Genomic DNA, 17,235 nt, shown 5'->3' with positions numbered 1-17,235 from the left:
TCTAATAGCTTCTAGCTTCTGAACCGGGCCCCCATCGCCACCCCGACCGGACGGTCGCCCACCCAGGAGCCGAGGAACCGCCGATGACAGCCACCACCCGCCGGGCGAACAACGGGCCCGACGCTCCCGACCACGCCCCCGCCCGGGAACGGACGGCCCAACGCCTGCTCGCCTCCTCCGCGAAGCTCTCCTTCGACCCCGTCAAGGACATCGACTGGGCCACCGGACCGGAGCCCGGCCGCTACTACTGCCCTCCGCACCGGCTCTCCCTCTACGGCACCCCGCAGTGGGAGCGGATGACGGAGGAGGAGCGGATCGAGCTGAGCAAGCACGAGGTCGCCAGCATCGCCGCCGTGGGCATCTGGTTCGAGGAGATCCTGATGCAGATGCTGCTGCGCCACGCCTTCGACCGCGACCCCACCACCGCCCACGTCCAGTACGCCCTCACGGAGATCGGCGACGAGTGCCGGCACTCGGTGATGTTCGCCCGGATGATCACCTGGATGGGCGTGCCGGCGTACCGCCCGGCGCGGCTGGCGCACGAGCTGGGCCGGATCTTCAAGGCCGTCTCCACGCACAGCCAGACCTTCGGCGGCACGATGTACGTCGAGGAGATCCTGGACGCCTTCCAGCGCGAGGTGATGGCCGACGAGACGCTCCAGCCGCTGACCCGCCAGGTCTCCCGGATCCATGTGATCGAGGAGTCCCGGCACATCAGCTACGCCCGGGAGGAGTTGCAGCGCGGGCACCTCGGCCCGCTCCGGCGGCGCTGGGAGCAACTGCTCATCGGACTGATCGTCTACTTCTCCACCACCAGCCTGATCAACCCCCGCCTCTACGCCGCCGTCGGGGTGAGCCCCGCCGAGGGGCGCCGGGCGGCCCGGGCCAACCCGTACTGGCACACCACCAAGCGGGAGATGGCGGCGAAGACCCTGGCCGTGCTCGACCGGGCGGGGCTGGTCGGCGGTGCCAACCGGTGGCTGCTGCGCGCGGCCGGCGTGGTGTAGCGGCCGCCCCGCGGGCCGGCCGCTCGCCCCTTACGGCCCCGGCGGCTGCGGCGCCGGGGCCGTGAGGGACCGCCGGCGGGTCAGACCCTGGTCCAGTGCCGGCTGTCGTCGCCGGTGCAGACGCCCAGCTCCAGCGGCGCGCCGTCGTCCCTGCGGGCGCCGGCCACGCTCAGGCAGAGTCCGGACCGGGCGCCGACGATCGTGCCGTCCCCGTTCAGGGTCCAGCGCTGGTCGGCGCCGCCGTTGCAGGCCCCGAGGACGACCGGTGTGCCGGCCGCGGCGCCCCGGCCGGCCGGTACCAGGCACTTGCCGTAGACGGTGAGGGCGGCGTCGGGGGCGAGGGTGACCCGCTGGTTGGCGCCGCCGTTGCAGGTCCAGAGCTGGACGGCGGTGCCGTCCGCGCTACCGAGCGCTGCGGCGTCCGCGCACCGGTCCGACCCGACGCCGACCAGTGTGGAGGTGTCGCCCGCTCCGCTGCCGGTGACGGCCAGGTCGTCGAACTGGGCGGGCTGGTACCCGGTGGTGCCGAGGCCCGCCAGGCCGACGGAGTACGTGCTGTCGGCGACGGTGCCGAGGACGGCGCCGTCCAGGGCGGCGGTGATCGTACTGCCCTGGAAGCCGAGGCTGACGGTGTGCCAGGACGTGCTGCCGGGAGGGGCGGTGGTACCGCTGAGGAGCGTGGCCACCGCCTCGGCGTCGGTGGCGCTGTTGCGTGTGACGGACCAGGCGCCGGTGTCCGAGACCCGCAGGTAGTACCCGGCCTGGTGGCCCGGTGCGCCCTTGGACTGGCGGGTGGCGCGGCCCAGCAGTTCGACGCCGCCGCCCTGCGGGAGCAGGGCGTCCAGGCTGACGGTGTAGTCGCCCCAGCCGGGGTCGCCGATCAGGGCGAACGGTTCGCAGTCGGCCCGGGACCACTCGATCGGCCGCGTCGGCGCGGCCTGGCGCAGGCAACTGCCCGGGCGGCCGCCGGCGCACGGTGCCGTCTCGAAGGCGCCCTGCATGTCCGACAGGTAGCGGGCCTCCCGGCCGGCCGGGTAGCGCTCGAAGTCGTCGGTGTAGGGGAGCGGCATGGCGTGCCGGGCCGGGACGGGCGAGGGGCTGCCGAGGGCGTCGGGTTCGGTGCTGGTGAGGGTGTAGGCGTAGCCGGGCTGCAGGGTGAGGGAGAAGGCGCCGGCGGTGGGGGACAGGTCGGGCTGCCGGGTCATCCACTGCGCGGGGTCGGTGGAGTCGAGTTTGCTGGCCCAGACGTGCACCTTGGCGTCGGGCAGGCCGCCGCGAACCCGGAACCCGGTGCTCCGGGCGGAGGTGGCGGTGGTCGTCTCCACCACGGTCGTCCAGGCGCTGCCGTCGGGGGACTTCAGCGAGACGTGGCTGCCGTTCGCCCGGTCGCCGCCGAGGTATCCGCTGCCGGTGTCCAGGTACTGCCAGCCGGCCCGGGTGAAGCGGGTGGTGTGCGCGGTGGCCCAGAGGTTGCGGCCGACGGTGTAGTTGCCCGACCAGGGCTGGTTGGCCAGCAGGAGCCCGTCGGTGGAGAACGGCAGGCTCTGGTGGACGGCGGCGACCAGCGGCCAGTTGATGTACGAGGTCATCCTGGCGTCGAGGTAGGCGCGGTTCGTGCCGCGGATCAGCGCCACGCCGTCCTGGTGGTCGTGCGACCCGCTCTCGCTCGCCCAGACCGGCTTTCCGCCGGCCAGGGCGTTGCCGTTCGGGGGCCGGCAGTCGGTCTGGGCGGTCAGGTACCCGCAGGGGTAGTGGATGCCGATGACGTCGACGGCCGCGGCGAACGCGGGGTCGGCGGCCGTCTTGTCGGCCACCGTCCAGTCGGCTCCGCCGTCGTCGGCGCCGACGATCCTGGTGGGCAGGCCGTGCGCGGCGAGGGCGGCGTGGAACTCCTGGTACCAGGCCTTGTCGACGTCCTGGTGCTCGTTCCAGCCGCCGACGAAGTCGATGGTCAGGCCGTGGTCGCTGCGGGCGTGCTCGATCCACCGGACGTAGTAGTCGATCATCGCGGTGGACCAGGAGGAGCCGATCCAGCCCGGGGCGCCCCAGGCCAGGGCGTAGAGCCGGATGTCGGGGTTGCGGGCCTTGGCCTGCTCCATCAGCCACCACTCGTAGCCGCGGTTCCAGTCGACGTCGGTGGCGGTGTGCTCGGCGCTGGGCTCGGCCCCGTCCGTGGAGTTGGTGTCCCCGCCCACCTCGACCTTGAGGATCTGCAGGCTCGCGCCGTAGCCGGGTTCGAAGAGGAGGTCGAGGATCTCGGAGCGCTGCGGCTCCGGGTAGTCGTACAGCAGCCGGCTGTTGCCGCCGCCGCCGCTGGCCGCGCCGATGCCGTCGAAGACCCGGCCGCCGGAGGCCCCGTCGACGGTGATCGTGCCGGTGGCCGCCGGGCCCACCGCCGGTACGGGGAGCACCACCGCGGCCGGGGCCCGGGTGGCGCCGGGCGGTGCGGCGGCGGGTGGCGCGGCGCCGGCGGCCTGGGGGACGGCCAGCATGAGCGCGGCGGCCAGGCCGACGGCGCGCAGCCGGCGCAGGGCACGCCGACGCGGGCCGCCGGGCGGACCCGTCCGGGCCGGGGGAGCGTCACCGGGCGGATCCAGGGGTGCGGGTGCTGGCACGGGCAAGGCGGACTCCCGGGGTGCTCCGAAGGGGTGACATGACGTCAGGACGCCGCTGGGGAGGCGGCCGTGCGCGGTGCCGGCCCCGCCCGACCACCCGGGGCCGCGTCGCAGCACCCGTGCCACCTGTCCGTCATACCGGCCGGCCGGCGTCCGGGCCGGTGACGCGCCGTGAGCACTCGCCCTACCGGGTGAGTCGAGGCATGGAACGGGCCCCGCACCGGGAACGAGTCCCGCCAAACCGACGGAGGCCGCATTGCAGACCGTACGCACCTCGGAGCGGATCACCGAAGCGGTGACCGCCTACCTGGAACCCGCCCTGCGCGAGGCGACGGCCAGGCTCAGCCAGCCGGTCAGGCGGATGGCGGAGTACCACTTCGGCTGGATCGACGCGGACGGGCGGGCCTCGGTGCCCGTCGGGTTCCGCCGCCGGCCCGCGCTGGTCGCGCTGCTCTGCGCGGGGAGCACCCGTGAGGCCTGGGACGCGGTGCGCGGCGCCGCCGTGGCGGGCACCCTGATGTCCGCGGCGGGCACCGTGCACGACGACATCGGCGACCAGGAGATGCTCCGCAAGGGGCGGCCGACCCTGTGGACGGTCTTCGGGGTGCCCGCCGCCGTCCAGGTCGGTGTCGCGCTGCACTGCCTGGCCTTCGAACTGCTGGCGACCGACGCCACCGCGGCCTCCTGCGAGCTGGGCCGGCAGGCGGCCTTCGCGATCCGCGAGTGCTGCTCCGGGCAGATCCGCGACCTGGACTCCGAGGGCAGCTCGCGGGCCGACCTCCAGGGCGCGCTGGACCTGCTGGAGAGCACGATCGCGCTGCCCACGGCGGGGGTCGCGATGGTCGGCGCCGTGGTGCGCGGCGCCCCGGTGGCGGAGGTCGAGGCGGCGAAGCTGTTCGGCTACCACGCCGGCATGGCGATGGCCTTCTTCGACGACTGGGAGGGGGTCTGGAGCAGCTCGCGCGACCGGCTGGAGGATCCGCTGGCGGACCTGCGCCGGCGCAAGACCCGGGCCTTCGTCGCGGTGGCGCTGCAGGGCGAGGGGCCGGCCCGCGACCGGTTGGCCGCCTTCTACGACGACACCTCGGACCCGTCCCTGGCGGAGCTGGAGCAGGTGGCCGCGCTGATCGAGGAGTGCGGCGGCCGCGCCTGGCTGGAGGACCGGATCCGCGAACACGTCGGGCTGGCCGCCCGCGCGCTGCCCGGCGCGGTGCCCGACCCGGTCGCCCGGGCCGAACTCGCGGCCTTCGTGAGCATGATCACCGACGAGCTGCCGTAGCGGCGTTCTCCGGGCCGCCCGGCCGGTCGGCCCGGCCGGGGTGTGCCGGCCTGTTCGGCCCGGCTACGGCGCGTCCGGGGCCGCTCCGGCGTGCTCGCCGTGCTCGCCGTGAGCGCCGGGTCCGCCGTGCTCGTCCGGCCCCGCCAGGCTGCCCGGGGGCCGCCACCGGGCGGGCGTGCGACGCAGCGACAGGGCGGCGATGTCGTCGCGCCGGGCGCCGGCGGTGAACCGGTCGATGTCGCTCCGCAGGGCGGTGAGCAGCTCCGCCGGGGGCAGCAGGGCCAGTCCGGGGAGCCGCTGCTCGAGGGGGTAGAACCGGCCCTGCGGGTCGCGGGCCTCCGTGACGCCGTCGGTGTAGAGCAGCAGGGTGGTCCGCGGCGGGAGGTCGAACCAGCCGACGGTGCGGGGGCCGTCGGCCAGGGCGGCCAGGCCGAGCGGGACGGCGGTCTCCGCGATCGGGACGGACCGGCTTCCGTCCTCGTCGATCAGGTACGGCTGGAGGTGGCCGCAGTTGACCACCTGGACGCCGACCGCCCCGTCGATGCTCAGGGCGAGCGCGGTGACGAAGCGTGACGGCTCCTCGTTCTCCTCGGCGAAGGCGTTGTGACGGACCACCGCGTCCTCCAGGGCGTCGACCACGGCGGTGAGCGTGGGTTCGCGGAACGCCGCCTCGCGGAAGGCGCCGAGGACGGCGAAGCCGGCGCCGATGGCGGCCAGGCCCTTGCCCTGGACGTCGCCGATCAGGACCCTGGTGCCGTACGGCGAGCTGACGATCTCGTAGATGTCCCCGCCGACCAGGCGGTCCTCCTCGACGGGGGAGTAGAGGCCGTCCACCATGACCTGCCGGGTGACCACCGGCAGCGGGCGCAGGATCTGCCGCTGGAGGGTGACCAGGGTGGAGCGCAGCCGGTCCAGCTCGCGCTGCCGGGACGTCCGCCAGAAGCAGGCGGCGACGGCCAGGGCCTGGAAGGCCAGCGCGGCGACGGTCGCGGCGACGACGTCACCGCGGTGCGCGGGGTGCTCGTAGACGAAGGACGCCCAGATGCCGGTCATCGCCCAGGCCGAGGCGATGACGGTCTGGCGGACGCTGCCCAGCCCGGCCACCAGGGCCGGCAGCACGATCAGCAGCGGCGAGAGCCGGCCCGCGGTGCTGGTGGTCACGGCGAGCAGGACAACCATCAGGGTGACCGTGATCAGTCCCGGCCAGAACACGCGGGCGTTCAGCGCGGAGGGGTCGGACCCGGCCTCGCGGGGGGTGGCTGTTGCGGTCATCTGTCCTCTCCTGGCCCCGCCCGGCCCCCGGTGGGCGACGGCCGTGGTCCTGGACTGCGATTTCCTCTGCCTCCATTGCCGCGCGCGGTGGGCGTCACCGCCACCGGACCGGCCCGCGGCCCCGCGCCGGCCGGAGCCCGGCGCGGCTCCCGGCTCCTGGCTCCCGGATCCCGGGACCGGGACGGACACGCGGGGTAGCGTGGCGCCGGGCGCGGCACGGCGCGGCCGGGCCCGCGCGTCCGGACGCTACGGGGCCTCCTCGGCGGCCCCGGTCCCGGACCGGCCCCCCGCGCGCGCCGCCGACCGGACCACCGGACCACCGGACCACCGGACCACCGGACGACCAGGGGAGAACGCGATGGACAGGACGATGCGGGCCGTGGTGCTGGACGGGCCGGGGCCGGTGGAGCAGTTGCGGCTGACCCGGCTGCCGCTCCCGGAGCCGCCCCCGGGCTGGGTCCGGATCAAGGTCGAGGCGTTCGGGCTGAACCGCTCCGAGCTGCACACCCGGCTCGGCCTGGCCCAGGGGGTGACCTTCCCCCGGGTGCCCGGCATCGAGGCGACCGGGACGGTGGACACCGACCCTGACGGCGTGCTGCGCCCGGGGCAGCAGGTCGTGACGCTGATGGGCGGCATGGGCCGTACCTTCGACGGCGGCTACGCCGAGTACACGGTGGTGCCGCGCGCGCAGGTCGTGCCGTTCCGCTCCGAGCTGCCCTGGGAGGTCCTGGGGGCCGTCCCGGAGACCCTGCAGACCGCGTACGGGTCGCTGACCGTCGGGCTGGACCTGCGGGCCGGGCAGTCCCTGCTGATCCGCGGCGGCACCTCGGCGCTCGGCCTGGTGGCGGCCACCCTGGCCAAGGACCTCGGCGCCACCGTACTGGCCACCACCCGGGCCGCCGGACGGGTGCAGGCGCTGGCCGACCACGGCGTCGACCATCCGGTCGTGGACGACGGCGAGGTCGCCGCCCGGGTCCGGGCGATCCTGCCCGGCGGGGTGGACGCGGCGCTGGAGCTGGTCGGCACGCCGACCCTGCCGGACACCCTGGCGGCGACCCGGGTGCACGGCACGGTGTGCTTCACCGGGATGCTCTCCAACCGGTGGACGGTCCCTGACTTCTACCCCATCGACTACCTGCCCCGGGGCGTGCGGCTGACCGCCTACTCCGGCGGGGCCGCGGACCTGCCCGCCCGGGTGCTGCAGCGCCACCTGGACCGGATCGAGGCCGGTGACCTCACCCCGGGGCCCACCCACGTCTACCCGCTCGACGCCATCCGGGCCGCGCACGAGGACCTCGAACACGGCCGGCGGTTCGGGAAGCTGGTCGTCCGCACCGGCTGAGCGCGCCCGCGGCGGGCGTCCGGGCAGCTCGGCGGGGGCCGGCCGGCCCGCCGCCCGCCGAGCTGCCCGGACGCCCGAAGTACGCCCCGTCCGGGCTGCTGCTTGTCGACGCCGACCTGATCACCGACGTGGTGCCGGCCAACGCCCGCCCGCTGACCCCGGGCGCGCTGCCCGCCGCCGAGCAGGCCATGGGCACCGAGGACGCGGCCTGGATCCCGCTGGTGCTCTGGGGGGGAGGGGCTGCTGCTCGCCGCTGTCGCGCTCGCCACGGCCTGGTCGCGCTGGGGCCGGCGGCAGGCCTGGATCGTCGGGGTGCCGGTGCTGACCGCGCCGGCCCTCGCGGTCGCCGACCAGGTGGCCCGGCTGCTGCCGAACCTGGTCTGACCCCGCGTCTCCTGCCCGCCGTACTCACCCGCTCAGCACCCGATCCGCCGACCGACCGTCACCACCACGAAAGGGGCCGTCCCGTGACCAGCCTCGACACCACGGCCGTCCTGCCCACCGTCCGGGCCGGCGCGGCCGGGGCCCTCGACGCCCGGGCCGTCTCGGCCTGGTTCGGCGACCGCAAGGTCCTGGAACAGGTCTCGCTGCTGATGCCCGCCGGTCAGGTCACCGCGCTGATCGGCCCGTTCGGCTGCGGCAAGTCGACCTTCCTGCGGATCCTGAACCGGATGCACGAGCTGATCCCCGGCGCCACCCTGGCGGGCGAGGTGCTGCTGGACGGCGCCGACGTCTACGCCCCCGAACGCCGCCTCACCGCCGCCCGCCGGGACATCGGCATGGTCTTCCAGAAGCCCAACCCGTTCCCCGCGATGAGCATCTACGACAACGTGGTGGCAGGCCTCAAGCTCACCGGGGTCCGGGCGAGCCGCCCCGAGAAGGACCAGCTGGTCGAGGAGTGCCTGACCAAGGCGGGCCTGTGGCGCGAGGTCCAGGACCGGCTCCGCCAGCCCGGTGGCGCACTCTCCGGCGGCCAGCAGCAGCGGCTCTGCATCGCCCGCTCGCTCGCCGTACGCCCGAAGATCCTGCTGATGGACGAGCCCTGCTCGGCCCTCGACCCGACCTCCACGCGCCGGATCGAGCAGACCGTCCGCGAACTGGTCCACGAGGTGACCATCGTCATCGTCACCCACAACATGCAGCAGGCCCAACGGGTCTCCGACCGCTGCGCGTTCTTCCTGGCCGAGCAGGGCGCCCCCGGCGGCATCGTCGAACACGGCCCGACCGAGGCGATGTTCGGCAGCCCGGTGGACCAGCGCACCTCCGACTACGTCAACGGCCGCTTCGGCTGAGGAGGGCGGGTCGATGCCGGCGGGCTCCCCTCCTGGGGGCACTCCCACTCCCGCGGGCCCGGTTACCGGCTGACCTCGACCGGGACGCCCCGGCGCCGCAGCAGGGACGCCAGGTGCTCCATCTCCGGCACCGTCCCCGTGAACCCGTCCTGGCTCAGCTCCGCGACAAGTTCCCGGGCCCGGAGCAAGGACACCGACATGGTCTCGCGGAAGGCCTTCATGGCCGCGACGGGTGCGGTCAGCGGGCCGGTCAACCGCAACCCGGCCGGTCCGTGCGCCGCGAGCAGGGCCTGCCGGACGTGGTCGGGTGCGGTACCGGGGCCGGCGTGCTCGCAGCAGTAACTGCCGCAGGCCGCGCAGGAGAACTCGGAGTCCCACCAGAGCTCGTCGTGCAGGACGAACTGGTTCACCTGCCGCACCGCCGTGCTCCCGCACGCGCAAGTCGTTCCGATGCTCGCCGTCCGACCGCTCACCCTGGCTCCCCCGTGGTCACTGCCCCGCCGGCGTGATCCTCTCCCGGCCGGGGTGGTCGGCGCGACCGGTTTGGGGGCCGGCGCCCCGGCCGGCTGGCCGGCTGGCCGGCTCCTGGCTCCTGGCTCCTGACTCCTGGCTCCTCTGGACAGTTCGTCCGAACTGGACGTACAGTCCGAACATGGGAGACGCAGAGCTGGGAAAGGACCCGCGCGTCCGGATGTGGGCCCCGGTGTGCCAGGCCGTGGTCCTGCTGCTCGGGCCGTACGCGGAGGTCGTCCTGCACGACCCGGCGACCGACCGGGTGCTAGGGATCTGGAACCCGATGACCGCCCGCCGGCGCGGTGATCCGTCCCTGCTGGGAGAGCTGGACGCGCTCGATCCGACGAAGCAGGACGTGTACGGCCCCTACGAGAAGGTGCTGGCGGACGGGCGGCGGCTGTCCTCGGTCAGCGCCGTCCTGCGCGACGCCGGCGGCGAGCCCTCGGCGGTGCTCTGCATCAACCTGGACCGCACCCCGCTGGAGGAGGCGGCCGCCGTTCTGGCGGGCTTCGCGGCCCCCACCGTGCAGCGGCCGGAGCCGCTGTTCGAACAGGACTGGGCCGACCGCGTCCAGCACACCGTCGGCAGCTACGTACGGGAGTCGGGGCGGCCGGTCGAGCGGTTCGGGCGCGAGGACCGCCTCCTCGTGGTGGGGCGGCTCGACGAGGCCGGGGTGTTCGCCGTGCGTCGTGCGACACCGGTGGTCGCCGCCGCCCTGAAGGCCTCCCGCTCGACCGTCTACGCCCTGCTCGCCGAACACCGCGACCGAAGGACCAGCTCGTGACCCGACTGCCCGACTTCCGGCTGGAAACCTACTTCTCCCGCTGGGAGTTCACCGCCCGCCACCACCTGACCGCCTCCGACGCGCAGACCATGACCCTGGCGGACCTGCTCGCACTGGCCGACGACGAGGACCGCAAGGCCTTCGAGAACCTGTCGCTCGGCTACACCGAGACCTTCGGAGACCCGGGCCTGCGCGAGGCGATCGCGGCCGGCTACCGGCAGGCCGGGGCCGACGACGTGATCTGCTTCGCGGGTGCCGAGGAGGCCCTCTACCTCGCGATGAACGTGCTGCTCGGGCCCGGCGACCACGCGGTGGTGCTGACCCCCAACTACCAGGCGGCCGAGACGGTGCCGATGGCGCTGTGCGAGGTCACCGGGGTGGCCCTCGACCCGGCACGGGACTGGGCGCTGGACCTGGACCAGGTCGCCGCGGCGATCCGGCCGAACACCCGGGTGGTCTCCGTCAACTTCCCCAACAACCCGACCGGAAAGGTCATCGGTGCCGACGACTTCGGCGCCCTGGTCCGGCTGTGCGACGAACGCGGCGTCCACCTGTTCAGCGACGAGGTCTACCGCGGCCTTGAGCGGGACCGGGCCCGCACCCTGCCGAACGCCGCTGACCTCTCGGAGCGCGCCCTCTCACTGAACGTGACCTCGAAGTCGCTCGGGCTCCCGGGCCTGCGGATCGGCTGGATCACCTGCCGCGACCGTGAACTGCGCTCCCGTCTGGAGCGGGCCAAGCACTACACCACGATCTGCAACTCCGCCCCGAGCGAGGTGCTGGCCCGGATCGCGCTGAAGGCGAGCGGGACGATCCTGGGGCGCAACCGGGCCCTGATCGCCGCCAACCTGCCGCTCTTCGACGCCTTCTTCGGCGAATTCGCCGACCTGTTCGAGTGGCGCGCCCCGGACGGCGGCTGCGTCGCCTACCCCCGCTACCTGGGCGGGGAGGGCGTCGAGGAGTTCTGCACCCGGCTGGTGGAGGAGGCCGGCGTCCTGCTGCTGCCGGCCGGCATCTACCGGTCCGAACTGACTCCCACCCCCACTGATCGCTTCCGGATCGGCGTGGGCCGCGGCAACCCGCAGGACGGACTGGAGGCCTTCGCCCGCTGGCTGCGCGAACGCCGGTGACCAATCCGGAGGGGTGGGCCGCCGGGCGCAGACCGGCCGGTCGTCATATTCGGCTGACTCCGGCATGTACGGACCGACCGGTCGTCATATTCGCTTGCCACAAGTGTGAATCGACCGACCGGTCGTCATATTCGGCTGACTCCGGTATGTACGGACCGACCGGTCGTCATATTCGCTTGCCGCAAGTGTGAATGGACCGACTGGTCGTCATATTCGGCTGCCTCGGGCGTGAATGGACCGACCGGTCTTCATGCGACTCCGCCCCCGGCCCGTCAACCGGCCTCGGTGGCCGCCCGGGCCTTCGCCTGATCGCGGGTGATCCGCCAGATCCGGTCCTCGCCGGTGTCGGCCGGGGCGAGGCGCTCGGCGGGGCGCCGGAGGTGTTCGGTGAAGCCGAGCCGGGCCGGGACGGCGCCGCTGGCGTGGTTGCCCGTGTCGTGCACGACCTCCACGTAGTCGACGCCGGGCAACCGGAAGGCCTGTTCGACCAGGGCGCGGGTGGCCCGGGTGGCCGCACCACGGCCGGTGGCGGCGGGGTGCAGCCAGTAGCCGATCTCGCGGCCCGTCTCCGGGGTGTCGTCGCGCCGGAACAGCCCGCAGGCGCCGACGATCGCGCCGTCCAGCACGATCGCGTAGGTGTAGTCCTGGCCGCTCGCCCAGCGTTCCGCGCGCCGCGCCAGGAACTCGGCCGTGCTGGCCCGGCTGTGCTCGGCGATCCAGGGCATCCACGGGCGCAGGTGCTCCAGTGACTCCTCGATCACCTGGAAGAGCTCCGGAAGGTCTGCCTCGCCGTCGAAGCGGCGCAGGGTCAGTTCGTCCAGTTCGATCACCGGCTGCGGGAGGTTCATGCCAAGAGGATCGTGGGCAGTCACACCTGTCGGCAACGGGATTTCGGTGTCCCGGCCGCCCCGGGGCCCAACCCCCGGTCGTTCGGAACGGCCGTCCCCGGCCGGCTCCGGGGACGATCGGGGACGGCCGTCAGGCCGGGTCGGGCCGGTCCGTCCGTTCGCGGGTGAGAGCGGTCAACAGGGGGACGAGGAAGTGGCGTTCGAGCTGACCGGGCGGGAGCTGCTCCGGCTCCACGTAGCTCTGCGCCAGCCCGCCCTCGCGGATCGCGATCAGGAGCCGGGCGAGTTCGTCGGCGTCCACGGTGAGGGTGCGGCCGGCCCGCGCCAGGTGCTCGGTGAGGCAGCGGGCGATCTCCGCGCGCAGCCGGGCGTCGTGCTGGGCGAGGGCCCAGCCGGCCTGCGGGTCGCGGATGGCGTACAGGGTGAACTCGGTGGTGACGAGGTACCAGTCACGTTCGGCCGGCTCGATGTCGGCGAGGACCTCCACCAGGCCCTGCAGCGTGAGGTTCTCGGTGGCGATCGAGTCGACCAGGGTGGTGATCCGGGCGACGACACGTTCGCTGTGCTCGTCGAACAGCGCGAGGAAGAGCTCCTCCTTGCTGCTGAAGTTCGAGTAGAAGGCGCCCCGGGTGAAGCCGGCCCGCTCGCAGATCTGCTCGATCGGGGCCGCGTGGAAGCCGTACTCGGCGAAGACCTCCAGTGCGGCCGCCAGCAGGGCGGCGCGGGTGCGCGGGCGGCGCTTGGTCACTCCCCTGGGCATGGGCTCCCTCTCCCGGCGGTACTGCGTGGTGTTGCGCAGTGTTGCGCGGTGCTGTGCGGTGCTGTGCGACGGCGGGCGCGTCGCGGTTGCGGTGCGACGGCGTCCGTCCGTCACGATACCGCCCGGACCGAGGGCGCGGATGCATTGGCGTATCCGATACATCGCTGTATCTTTCGTGCTGTCCGCACCGTCGCTGACCCCTGGAGCTGTCATGAGCACCGCGTTGCCGTCCGCCCTGGCCGCCGTCGTCGGACCCGTTCCGGAGGGGGTCAGCCTGCCGATGCCGCCGACCTTCGACTCGGTGGTGGACGAACGCCAGTACCGCAAGGAACAACTCGCGGCCGGATTCCGGCTGTTCGGCCGCTTCGGGTTCTCCGAGGGGGTGGCCGGACACATCACCGTGCGCGACCCGGAGAACCCGCAGTCGTTCTGGGTGAATCCCTTCGGGATGAGCTTCCAGCAGATCAAGGCCTCCGACCTGGTCCTGGTCGACCACGAGGGCACCCTCCTGCACGGCAGCCGTCCGGTGAACCGCGCCGCCTTCGTCATCCACTCCCAGGTGCACGCCGCCCGCCCCGACGCGATCGCCGCCGCGCACTCCCACTCGCTGTACGGGAAGGCCTTCTCCAGCCTCGGCGTCCCGCTCGACCCGATCACCCAGGACGCCTGCGCCTTCTTCGAGGACCACGGCCTCTACACCGACTACCGGGGCGTGGTGAACGAGGTCGAGGAGGGCAAGCGGATCGGCGTCGCGCTCGGTGGCCACAAGGCCGTGATCCTGCAGAACCACGGTCTGCTCACCGTCGGCCGGTCGGTGGCGGAGGCCGTCTGGTGGTTCATCACCATGGAGCGGTCCTGCCAGGCCCAGCTGCTCGCGATGGCCGCCGGCACGCCCCGGCTGATCGACCGGGAGACCGCGCTGACCACCCGGGCCCAGATCGGCTCGCATCTCGCGGGCTGGTTCCAGGCCCGGCCGCTCTGGGACCAGATCACCGCCTCCGACCCGGACCTCTTCGACTGACGGCCGCGCCCCCACCGCCTCGGCCGCGCCCCGCCGTCTCGGCCCGCCCACCGCCTCGGCCCGTCCCACCGTAGGAGGCCGGCGCGCCCGCCCCGGCTCTGCCGCCCCCGCCACACCCGCCACCGTCCGGAGGAACCGCTCGTGCCCACCGACACCGCCCCCTCCCCGCCGCGCCTGCGGATCGCCGTGCTCGGCGCCGGCAGCATCGGCTGCCACCTCGGCGGCACGCTCGCCGCGGTCGCCGACGTCACGCTGATCGGGCGACCGGCCGCGATGGACGAGATCGAGCGGCTGGGCCTGACATTGACGGGGCCCGCCGAGGCCCGTCGCGAGATCCGTGACCTGACCCTCGCCACCGACGCGGCGGCGGCCGCCGGCGCCGACTGGGTGCTGGTGACGGTCAAGAGCGACGACACGGCCGCCGCCGCCCGCGACCTGGCCGGTCACCTCGCCCCCGGCACGGTGGTGGCCAGTTTCCAGAACGGGCTGCACAACCCCCGGGTGCTGCGCGCCGGTCTCCCGGGCCGCCGTGTGCTGGCCGGCATGGTCCCGTACAACGTGGTGCGCACCGGCCCGGCCGCCTTCCACCAGGGCAGCGCCGGGCAGGTGATGCTGGACGCGGGCGGCCCGGCGGCCGGGGGCGGTTCGGACGGTGACGCGCTGGCGGCCGCGGCCGCCGCGGCCGGGCTACGGCTGGCGCTGCGCCGGGACATGGCGGCGGTGCAGGCGGCGAAGCTGCTGATGAACCTCAACAACGCGGTGAACGCGCTCTCCGGCCTGCCGCTGCGCGAACAGCTCGGCGGCCGCGCCTACCGTGCCTGCCTCGCCCGGTGCCAGCGGGAGGCGCTCGCGGCCTTCCGGGCCGCCGGCCTCCGTCCGGCCCGGTTGGGACCGGTGCCCCCGGGCTGGACGCCGGCCGTACTGGGGCTGCCCGACGCACTGTTCCGCCGGCTGGCCGGGGCCTCGCTGCGGATCGACGGCCAGGCCCGCTCCTCGATGTGGGAGGACCTGCAGCGCGGTCGCACCACCGAGATCGGCAGCCTGCAGGGCGAGATCGTCACCCTGGCCGGGGAGTCCGGCCTGGCGGCCCCGGCCAACGCCCGGCTGGTGGAGCTGGTCCGGGAGGCGGAGCGGGCCGCCCCCGGCACGGCACGGCGGTGGAGCGGGCCGGACCTGCTGGCCGAACTCGCCGGGGCCGTCGGGTAGCGCCGCAGCGCCGTGCCGGCGTCCGGGCTGTGCCGGTGTCCGGGCCCTCATGAGCGGGCCCTCATGAGGGCCCGGACGGGCGGGCCCTGACGGGCGGGCCCCCGGGCCGAGGAGCCGGCCCGGGGGCGGTGGACAGGTGAGGGGTGGCCGAGTGGGGCCGTGGACGGCCGGGTGGCGCGGGGTCAGCTCGCGGCGGCCGGCTCCTGCTTCCACTCGGGGTCGCAGTCGATCGGCAGGACCAGGAGCTGGTCCGCCTCCTGGTTCTGCGCGCGGTCGACCGAGCGGAAGAGCAACTCGTGCCGGCCCTGGCCGCGCACCGTGACAGGGCCGGTGTAGGTCGTCCAGCCGGCGCCGTCGAGGTTGTACTCGGTCAGGGCGACGCCGGAGATGTCGTCCGTGGCGGTGAGCGTGACGACGGCCTCGTCCTGGTGGTCACCGCCCTTGTGGTGGACCTGCACCGGGCGGACCGCGGCGGTGGTCACCGGGACAGTGGTGTCCACCGGGAGGTCCATGGCCTCGTCCTCCGGGGTGGCCTCGTTGTCGAGGGTGGGCGCGGAGACGCCGCCGGTCGCGCCCTGGTGGCCGACCGAGCCGCCGCGCAGCTGCAGGGCGCTCCAGTCGTCGTGCCCGGCCAGCGAGGTCTTCTGGGTGTCGCCGTTGACGTCGACGCTGACCGCCTCGGTGGCGATCCGGCCGTTGCAGTCCCAGTCGACCGAGGTCCTGGTGGACGGCACCGTCACGAACTTGCCGACCGTCCCGTCCACGCCGGGGCAGTAGTGGCTGACGTCGTAGCGCGGCGTGGTCGGCGGGTAGGTGTTCTCGAAGAGGGTGGTCTCGTTCAGCGAGAGGTTCTGGCGGGAGTAGTCGACCAGGCCGGTGGTGGTTCCGCTGGCCAGGCCGAACTGGTAGGTGTAGTTCATCACGCTGAAGTACTGCGGCTCGTGGTTGGGCAGGTCGGAGTCGCCGCTGTGCCGCAGGCCGAGGTTGTGGCCCAGCTCGTGCATCAGGGTGCCGGCCTGCTCGCTGACCGTGCCGACCTGGTTGGTGAAGCCGCCCAGGCTGACGATGAAGTCGCTGCCGGGGGTGCCGGCGGAGATGCCGCTGGAGTTGGTGCCCACCTCCAGCTTGTGAGCCGAGATCGCATAGTGGAAGATCGGCGCCCGCGCGGTGCTGCGGAACCCGCCCACGGCGTTCTTCAGCGCGGTGAAGGCGTCCCACTGGTACATGCCGTCGACCTTGGTGCCCAGGTTGGTCGTCTCGGTGAGCTTCTTCGCCTGGCTGAGGGTGCCCCAGGTGGTGTTCGTAGCGAAGTCCATGATGCTGTCGGGCCCGGCGTCGATGTGCAGATTGATGCCGGTGCCCGTCTGGCGCTTGCTGTACGGCGAGTTCTTGAAGGCGTCCACGACCTGCTTGATCGCGGCGGGGTCGATCGCGTGGCTGTGGGCGGTGTCGGCCATCCAGTCCAGCTGGATGAAGACGTCCGGCTTGTTGACGTCGGCGCCCATCTTCTTCAGGTCGATGAACTTCGCGGGGCTCCCGTCACCCGGGTTGAGGGTGACGCCGTTGAGCTTCCACGCGTCGGGGATGCCGTCGCAGGTCTTGGAGTTGCAGTCGAAGGCGAACCGGACCGGGGTCTGCGGGTCGGTGCCACCGGTGTGGCTGATCACGTAGCCGGTGGGAGCCGACTCGGTGAAGGTGTTCTGGCCGGTGATCGGGACGTCCCAGCCCACCTGGAGCGTCGCGTTGCCCTCGCCCTGGACGAAGAGGTTGACGGTCGCTTTGGCGCCGTACCCGGAGTCGCAGGGCGCGACGGTCCAGCTCGCCGAGGAGCCCGCGGGGATGACGGACGGCACGAAGGGGATCACGCAGCCTTCGGGCTGGTTGGCGCTGGCGGCCGTCACGTCGCGGTCGCTCTTGTTGTCGAAGAACACGGTCACGGTTCCGCCCGCCCGGCGCGCGGCCGCGGCGGGCGTGATCGCCGCGATGAAGGTGAGCAGGGCCAGGGTCAGCACGAAGAGCGCTGCGAACCTGCTGCGCCGGGGCATCTCGAAGATGCCCGGCCCGCCCGCGGCGCCGAGAGCGCGATGTACATTCATGCTGTCACGCTAGGTCGTTACTTGACCACATCCTGTCACGACGCGACATGTTCTCACTCCTACGGACGCT

14 protein-coding genes are annotated in these 17,235 nt (G+C 73.6%); 8 read left to right on the top strand and 6 right to left on the bottom strand.

Annotated elements, in window-relative coordinates:
* Positions 1–83: 83 nt before the first annotated feature.
* Positions 84–1,007 carry an AurF N-oxygenase family protein gene (locus J2S46_RS04580; RefSeq protein WP_191294011.1) on the top strand — a complete coding sequence of 308 codons (924 nt, stop codon included), beginning with the start codon at positions 84–86 and terminating at the stop codon, positions 1,005–1,007.
* An 80-nt stretch (positions 1,008–1,087) separates the two neighbouring features.
* On the opposite strand, the gene J2S46_RS04575 is transcribed toward J2S46_RS04580, so the two are convergent.
* On the bottom strand, positions 1,088–3,622 hold the full coding sequence (locus J2S46_RS04575; protein ID WP_229913322.1) for a ricin-type beta-trefoil lectin domain protein: 2,535 nt from the start codon (positions 3,620–3,622) through the stop codon (positions 1,088–1,090).
* A 256-nt stretch (positions 3,623–3,878) separates the two neighbouring features.
* Here J2S46_RS04575 and J2S46_RS04570 point away from each other — a divergent pair, with 256 nt between their 5' ends.
* The gene (locus tag J2S46_RS04570) at positions 3,879–4,901 is read left to right on the top strand and encodes a polyprenyl synthetase family protein (protein ID WP_191294010.1); all 1,023 of its coding nucleotides are present in this window, start codon (positions 3,879–3,881) and stop codon (positions 4,899–4,901) included.
* A gap of 63 nt (positions 4,902–4,964) precedes the next feature.
* Here J2S46_RS04570 and J2S46_RS04565 read toward each other — a convergent pair whose 3' ends face one another.
* A complete protein-coding gene (locus J2S46_RS04565; RefSeq protein WP_191294009.1) occupies positions 4,965–6,173 on the bottom strand; it encodes a PP2C family protein-serine/threonine phosphatase in 1,209 nt (402 codons plus the stop codon).
* 358 nt (positions 6,174–6,531) lie between these two features.
* Between J2S46_RS04565 and J2S46_RS04560 the strand changes: the two genes are divergently transcribed.
* Together J2S46_RS04560 and J2S46_RS04555 are read left to right on the top strand one after the other, a co-directional pair.
* Positions 6,532–7,515, top strand: coding sequence for a zinc-binding dehydrogenase (locus J2S46_RS04560; protein ID WP_229913319.1), 984 nt, complete (start codon positions 6,532–6,534; stop codon positions 7,513–7,515).
* 467 nt (positions 7,516–7,982) lie between these two features.
* On the top strand, positions 7,983–8,807 hold the full coding sequence (locus tag J2S46_RS04555) for a phosphate ABC transporter ATP-binding protein (protein WP_191294008.1): 825 nt from the start codon (positions 7,983–7,985) through the stop codon (positions 8,805–8,807).
* A gap of 62 nt (positions 8,808–8,869) precedes the next feature.
* On the opposite strand, the gene J2S46_RS04550 is transcribed toward J2S46_RS04555, so the two are convergent.
* Entirely contained in the window at positions 8,870–9,217 is a 348-nt protein-coding gene (locus tag J2S46_RS04550) for a hypothetical protein (RefSeq protein ID WP_191294007.1), read from the bottom strand.
* 242 nt (positions 9,218–9,459) lie between these two features.
* Between J2S46_RS04550 and J2S46_RS04545 the strand changes: the two genes are divergently transcribed.
* The gene (locus J2S46_RS04545) at positions 9,460–10,104 is read left to right on the top strand and encodes a helix-turn-helix transcriptional regulator (RefSeq protein WP_191294006.1); all 645 of its coding nucleotides are present in this window, start codon (positions 9,460–9,462) and stop codon (positions 10,102–10,104) included.
* Entirely contained in the window at positions 10,101–11,234 is a 1,134-nt protein-coding gene (locus J2S46_RS04540; RefSeq protein ID WP_191294005.1) for a pyridoxal phosphate-dependent aminotransferase, read from the top strand. The genes J2S46_RS04545 and J2S46_RS04540 overlap by 4 nt, the downstream gene beginning before the upstream one ends.
* Before the next feature lie 272 nt (positions 11,235–11,506).
* Here J2S46_RS04540 and J2S46_RS04535 read toward each other — a convergent pair whose 3' ends face one another.
* Positions 11,507–12,082 (bottom strand): GNAT family N-acetyltransferase, encoded by a 576-nt coding sequence (locus J2S46_RS04535; RefSeq protein WP_191294004.1) that lies wholly within the window; start codon positions 12,080–12,082, stop codon positions 11,507–11,509.
* 130 nt (positions 12,083–12,212) lie between these two features.
* Positions 12,213–12,842: a TetR/AcrR family transcriptional regulator gene (locus J2S46_RS04530; protein ID WP_191294003.1), complete on the bottom strand. Its 630-nt coding sequence runs from the start codon at positions 12,840–12,842 to the stop codon at positions 12,213–12,215.
* Positions 12,843–13,053: 211 nt separating this feature from the next.
* On the opposite strand from J2S46_RS04530, the gene J2S46_RS04525 reads away from it, so the two are divergent.
* Positions 13,054–13,863 carry a class II aldolase/adducin family protein gene (locus J2S46_RS04525; RefSeq protein ID WP_191294002.1) on the top strand — a complete coding sequence of 270 codons (810 nt, stop codon included), beginning with the start codon at positions 13,054–13,056 and terminating at the stop codon, positions 13,861–13,863.
* A gap of 141 nt (positions 13,864–14,004) precedes the next feature.
* A complete protein-coding gene (locus tag J2S46_RS04520; protein ID WP_229913318.1) occupies positions 14,005–15,069 on the top strand; it encodes a 2-dehydropantoate 2-reductase in 1,065 nt (354 codons plus the stop codon).
* A gap of 182 nt (positions 15,070–15,251) precedes the next feature.
* Here the strand turns inward: J2S46_RS04520 and J2S46_RS04515 are convergent, their stop codons facing one another.
* On the bottom strand, positions 15,252–17,165 hold the full coding sequence (locus J2S46_RS04515) for an OmpL47-type beta-barrel domain-containing protein (protein WP_191294001.1): 1,914 nt from the start codon (positions 17,163–17,165) through the stop codon (positions 15,252–15,254).
* Between the last annotated feature and the right edge of the window lie 70 nt (positions 17,166–17,235).

The organism is Kitasatospora herbaricolor (genome assembly GCF_030813695.1).
Classification (GTDB): Bacteria; Actinomycetota; Actinomycetes; order Streptomycetales; family Streptomycetaceae; genus Kitasatospora; species Kitasatospora herbaricolor.
This window is presented reverse-complemented; position numbering and strand designations above follow the sequence as displayed.

Bases quoted from the DNA above. Each gene is read 5' to 3' on its own strand.
- J2S46_RS04530 (WP_191294003.1), bottom strand. From the start codon at position 12,842: ATGCCCAGGGGAGTGACCAAGCGCCGCCCGCGCACCCGCGCCGCCCTG.
- J2S46_RS04535 (WP_191294004.1), bottom strand. From the start codon at position 12,082: ATGAACCTCCCGCAGCCGGTGATCGAACTGGACGAACTGACCCTGCGC.
- J2S46_RS04565 (WP_191294009.1), bottom strand. From the start codon at position 6,173: ATGACCGCAACAGCCACCCCCCGCGAGGCCGGGTCCGACCCCTCCGCG.
- J2S46_RS04560 (WP_229913319.1), top strand. From the start codon at position 6,532: ATGGACAGGACGATGCGGGCCGTGGTGCTGGACGGGCCGGGGCCGGTG.
- J2S46_RS04525 (WP_191294002.1), top strand. From the start codon at position 13,054: ATGAGCACCGCGTTGCCGTCCGCCCTGGCCGCCGTCGTCGGACCCGTT.
- J2S46_RS04580 (WP_191294011.1), top strand. From the start codon at position 84: ATGACAGCCACCACCCGCCGGGCGAACAACGGGCCCGACGCTCCCGAC.
- J2S46_RS04545 (WP_191294006.1), top strand. From the start codon at position 9,460: ATGGGAGACGCAGAGCTGGGAAAGGACCCGCGCGTCCGGATGTGGGCC.
- J2S46_RS04515 (WP_191294001.1), bottom strand. From the start codon at position 17,165: ATGAATGTACATCGCGCTCTCGGCGCCGCGGGCGGGCCGGGCATCTTC.